Annotated in this window: 3 protein-coding genes and 1 pseudogene; all 4 read left to right on the forward strand. The window is 41.5% G+C overall.

The features are described from left to right. Nucleotides 1-773: pseudogene (locus B7C60_RS18470) on the forward strand (NAD-glutamate dehydrogenase domain-containing protein); the annotation flags it as partial. A 74-nt stretch (nucleotides 774-847) separates the two neighbouring features. Next, entirely contained in the window at nucleotides 848-1,858 is a 1,011-nt protein-coding gene (pyrD, locus tag B7C60_RS08165; RefSeq protein WP_099611220.1) for a quinone-dependent dihydroorotate dehydrogenase, read from the forward strand. 165 nt (nucleotides 1,859-2,023) lie between these two features. Next, nucleotides 2,024-2,572, forward strand: coding sequence for a cell division protein ZapC (locus B7C60_RS08170; RefSeq protein ID WP_099611221.1), 549 nt, complete (start codon nucleotides 2,024-2,026; stop codon nucleotides 2,570-2,572). 532 nt (nucleotides 2,573-3,104) lie between these two features. Then, nucleotides 3,105-5,137, forward strand: a 2,033-nt coding sequence (rlmKL, locus tag B7C60_RS08175; protein ID WP_245868954.1) for a bifunctional 23S rRNA (guanine(2069)-N(7))-methyltransferase RlmK/23S rRNA (guanine(2445)-N(2))-methyltransferase RlmL, incomplete at its 3' end; no start/stop codon positions are given.

The raw sequence follows: 5,137 nt of genomic DNA on the forward strand, positions 1-5,137 counted from the left end.
TTGATATTGTTAATGCGTATTCGGCCGTTCGTGAGATTTATCAATTAGAGAAAGTGTTACAAGAGATTCGTGGACTCGATAATCAAGCGGTAAGTTCAGTACAATACGATATGATGTTCCAAGTTCGTCGAACATTACGCCGTTTATCTCGTTGGTTATTACGCAATCGAATAAATCAGTCTTCAGTTGTTTCTGTTGTGGAGCATTACCAGTCTGATGTGCAAAAGATCGCTCAACAATTGGATCTGGTACTAGTCGAAAGTGAAGTGCTAGAGCACAATACTCTTGCTGAAAGCTGGATAAATCAAGGGGTCAATCATGAATTAGCCCATTATGTTGCGCGCTTATCTAGCTTATATTCTGCTTTAGACATTTCTGCGGTTTCACACGAAAAACAGGTTCCGGTTGAGCTTACGGCAAAACTTTATTTTAATTTAGGTGATCGCCTATCATTACATTGGTTTTTGAAACAAATTAATCACCAGGCCGTCGAAAACAACTGGCAAGCGTTAGCGCGAGCGGCATTCAGAGAAGATCTGGATTGGCAACAACGTCAATTAACCGCGCAAGTTTTGGCGTGCTTCAGTCACACTGACTCGTCAGATGTACTCAATGCACTAGAGCAATGGATGCAAAATAATACTAATACTTTGCAGCGTTGGGACAATATTCTTAATGAATTTAAAGTTGGAGCAGTACATGAGTTTGCTAAATTTTCGGTTGCCATGCGTGAATTGATGCTACTGAACTTAAATTGTCAGGGCGTAGAATAAGCATTGAATTGTTAACCGATTAAGTCAATAATAACGCCCCGTTTATTCGGGGCTTATTTTTTTTCGGAGGCAGTATGCTTTACCGCTTAGCCAGAGCTGGCTTTTTTCAACTGGATGCTGAAAAGGCGCATGATCTCGCCATTCAAAATTTCAAACGTTTCACTGGTACACCTCTCGATCTCTTCTACCGTCAACACCTTCCTCAACGTCCTGTTGAATGCATGGGGCTTACCTTCAAAAATCCAGTGGGCTTGGCTGCTGGGCTTGATAAAAATGGTGAATGCATAGAAGCATTTGGAGCGATGGGATTTGGTTTTGTTGAAGTTGGAACCGTGACTCCTCGCCCTCAACCGGGTAATGACAAACCGAGGTTATTTCGCTTAGTGCACGCGGAAGGAATCATCAACCGTATGGGGTTTAACAATTTAGGTGTCGATCATCTGGTTGAGAATGTTAAACAAGCAAATTATGACGGGATTATCGGCATTAATATTGGTAAGAATAAAGACACGCCGATAGAAAAAGGGGTAGAGGATTACTTAATCTGTATGGATAAGGTTTATCCTTATGCGGGTTATATTGCGATTAATATCTCATCGCCAAACACGCCAGGATTGCGTACGTTACAATATGGTCAAGCTCTTGATGAACTATTGGCGACACTTAAAGCAAAACAAAATGAACTTGCCGAACAGCACAATAAGTATGTTCCGTTAACATTGAAAATTGCACCAGATTTAACCGACCAAGAGCTAAAACAGATTTGCCAGTCGCTACTAAAGTATAAAATAGACGGAGTTATCGCGACGAATACAACCTTAGATCGAACATTAGTCGAAGGGATGAAGTTCGCGAATGAGGCTGGTGGACTAAGTGGGCGACCATTACAATCTCGTAGTACAGAAGTGATTAAACTTCTTTACCAACAACTTGGTGAACAGATCCCTATCATTGGTGTGGGGGGGATAGATTCTTATGTTTCAGCGAAAGAAAAATTGCTTGCCGGAGCTAAGTTAATTCAAGTTTATAGCGGATTCATTTATCACGGGCCTAAGCTGGTGAGCGATATTGTTAAAAATTTATAATTCATTGAGATATTTTATAAAGTGACAAGGTGACTTTCAGAGGAGATGAATCATTCATTTCCTCTTTTTTTTTATGATGTCCTTCCTAAAATGGCACTAATAGGTAATAAAGTCGTTTACCTCATCGTTTGATTATTCCAGTAAAGTAAATAGAGAGCCAGAATAATGCTAAAACCCAGTGATAAATGGCGTTGGTACTATTCAGATAGCGAAGGCTATTTGATGCTCGATCTCGGCGAGGAGATGGTGTTTCGCACCAATCTTAGTCGCAATTTACTGGTTGATTGTGCGTTTGCAGAAAATCATTTTTCTGTTGATGATGCATCGGATTACCAAACCTATAAAGAATGTGTTAGTGGTTTAGATCTGCCGGAACCTCGTAAAGTTGAATTAGCCCTGTATTGTGTGGCAGCTAAACGGTTCCATAAGCCGGTTCAACCCAGAAGTTGGTTTTTCGATTACCAGCAATCGGACGATGAGCTTGCGCCTCAAGAAGGCGATATGGTCAGTTTACTAAATGGCCATAATCAAGGGTATTTCATTGTTCTCGAAGTAGGAGAGAGCGCGAGCTTATGTGCATTGGTTGATCTGCAACCATTTATTTTAACCGGCTCTAAAACCTTAGAGTTTGGACAAGTGATTAAGGTGATGCACGACAGAATGGCATTAGCCAATCATATTTTACAACCAGAGTCTGTGGCACTGGTTGGTTAATTTTACCTAACTGTTTTCGTTCCTTTGTTTCATTTCCCATCGGCATCTCGCCGATTTTTTTTGCCTACCGTTCGGTCTCTCGTTTATAACACAGTTCAAATTTGGTTAAAGAAGGCGATATTCTACGCATTTTTTCTTTTCTTTTTTTGTTAGATGTGACGCATAGCTATGATAATTCTAGCCAAAATAAAGGAAAAATTCCCTTTTTAGCAACGTTTGTTGTTAAATTACAGCGACTTTATGTGTTTGGTATAGTCCAGATTTTAAGTGAATAAATACTCACTTCTCATGCGAAGCACTAAGAAGGATAGATATTTATCAAAGAAACTAAAAAGGCTGAGTCAGTATCGTGGTGATTTTTACTCAAATTGAAAATGTGATTGCAGCATGAGATTTAGGCAAAATTAAATGACTTAACTGTTTAATGATTAAGCAGACTAAGAGTTTTTTGTTAAAATCCGTTGTTTAGCTTAGCCATGGGCTTTAGTTGTCAGCTATAATCTGAAACCATTTTTAGCAGTTAAAGAACACTATGAATCAATATCTAGCGGTGACCTCCAACGGTCTTGAGAATCTATTAGCAGAAGAACTTACCCAACTTGGGATTTCTGACGCCAAACCTGTTCAAGCAGGGGTTAAATTTACTGCCTCTAATGAATGTATTTATCGCTGCTGTTTATGGAGCCGACTTGCTTCTCGATTCGTACGTGTTGTTGCTGAATTTACTTGCCAGAATGATATGGATTTATACCTATCTGCCGCAGCGGTGAACTGGGTGAACCACTTTCATAGTTCAAAGAAGTTTGTGGTGGACTTTAATGGTACTAACCGTGAAATTCGTAACAGTCAATATGGGGCGATGAAAGTAAAAGATGCGATCGTAGACTGTTTTAACAAGAAGAATCTACCTCGGCCATCGATCAGTAAAGATCAACCTGATCTTCGGGTTCACGTCCGACTCCACAAAGAAAAAGCCTTACTCGGTATTGATATGGTTGGGGCAGGGTTACATATTCGTGGCTATCGTCCTGAATCGGGGCGCGCTCCTTTACGAGAAACACTCGCGGCCGCCATTCTTCTTCGCAGTGGCTGGCAGCCTAGTCGAGCATTGCTCGATCCTATGTGTGGTTCTGGTACCTTATTAATTGAAGCGGCGATGATGGCGGCTAATATTGCTCCAGGCTTAAAAAGAGCCAAATGGTGCTTTGAAGCTTTAGAAGACTTTCAACCTGAGCTCTGGGCTGAGATAAAATCAGAAGCGGCCGTTCAAGCACGCAAAGGTGTCAAAAAAGCTGACACTAAGTTTTTTGGGGCCGATAATGACCCTCGTGTTCTGCAAATGGCAAAAGAGAATGCCCGACGAGCCGGGGTTGATGAACTGATTCAATTTGAGTTAGCTGATGCGGCAAAACTGACTCGTCCACAAGGGTTTGAGCATGGTGTGATCGTATGTAACCCACCTTATGGTGAACGGCTAGGTACTCATCCTGGTTTGATTGCTCTCTATACTGCCTTTGGTGGGCAGTTAAAAGCTGAGTTTGGTGGTTGTCAGGCTTCTATCTTTTCCAGCTCTGATGAACTACTGAGTTGTTTGCGTATGCGGGCAGAAAAGCAGTTTAAATTGAATAATGGTGCGTTACCTTGTCACCAAAAAAACTACACGATTGCAGAGCGCGATACTTCTCAATTAACGGATTCATCAAGCCCGTCACTCATTGCCCCTGATTTCGCTAATCGATTGAAAAAGAACCTCACAAAAATCAGTAAGTGGGCAAAACGAGAAGGGTTAGACTGCTATCGGATCTATGATGCAGATCTTCCTGAGTACAACGTCGCGATTGATGTTTATTTAGATCAACTCGTTATCCAAGAGTATGCGCCGCCCAAAACGATCCCTGAAGAAAAAGCGAAACGTCGCTTAACAGACATCATTCGTGCGGCGATTCAGGTGACAGGCACTGATGCAAATAACGTGGTACTCAAAGTGCGTGAACGTAAGAAAGGCGCGGCTCAGTACCAGAAATTAGCCCAGCAATCTCAGACATTCACGGTGAATGAATATGGGGTCAAATTGTTGGTTAACCTGCATGACTACTTGGATACGGGGCTATTTTTAGATCATAAGTTAACTCGACGTCGTCTTGCACAAATGGCCAAAGGAAAAGACTTTCTTAACTTATTTGCTTATACCGGCTCGGCAACGGTTCATGCCGCTTGCGGCGGAGCAAAATCCACCATGACGGTCGATATGTCAAAAACCTACCTTGAGTGGGCGAAAGAAAACATGAAGCTGAATGGGCAGGTTGGGCGGCAACATCAGTATGAACAAGCGGACTGTTTACAATGGCTAAGCATCGCACAGGGACATTACGATTTAATCTTTATTGATCCTCCTACGTTTTCTAACTCAAAACGTATGGAGCAGACATTTGATGTGCAACGAGATCATATTCTATTGATGGAAAACCTTAAACGAATTTTACGCCCCGGTGGAACCATCGTATTTTCTAATAATAAGCGCCATTTTAAAATGGATATCGATCGGTTAGATGAACTTGATTTACT

This window comes from Vibrio fujianensis (assembly GCF_002749895.1).
GTDB lineage: Bacteria > Pseudomonadota > Gammaproteobacteria > Enterobacterales > Vibrionaceae > Vibrio > Vibrio fujianensis.

Coding starts and splice junctions, on each gene's coding strand:
- pyrD (WP_099611220.1), top strand. CDS start 848: ATGCTTTACCGCTTAGCCAGAGCTGGCTTTTTTCAACTGGATGCTGAA.
- B7C60_RS08170 (WP_099611221.1), top strand. CDS start 2,024: ATGCTAAAACCCAGTGATAAATGGCGTTGGTACTATTCAGATAGCGAA.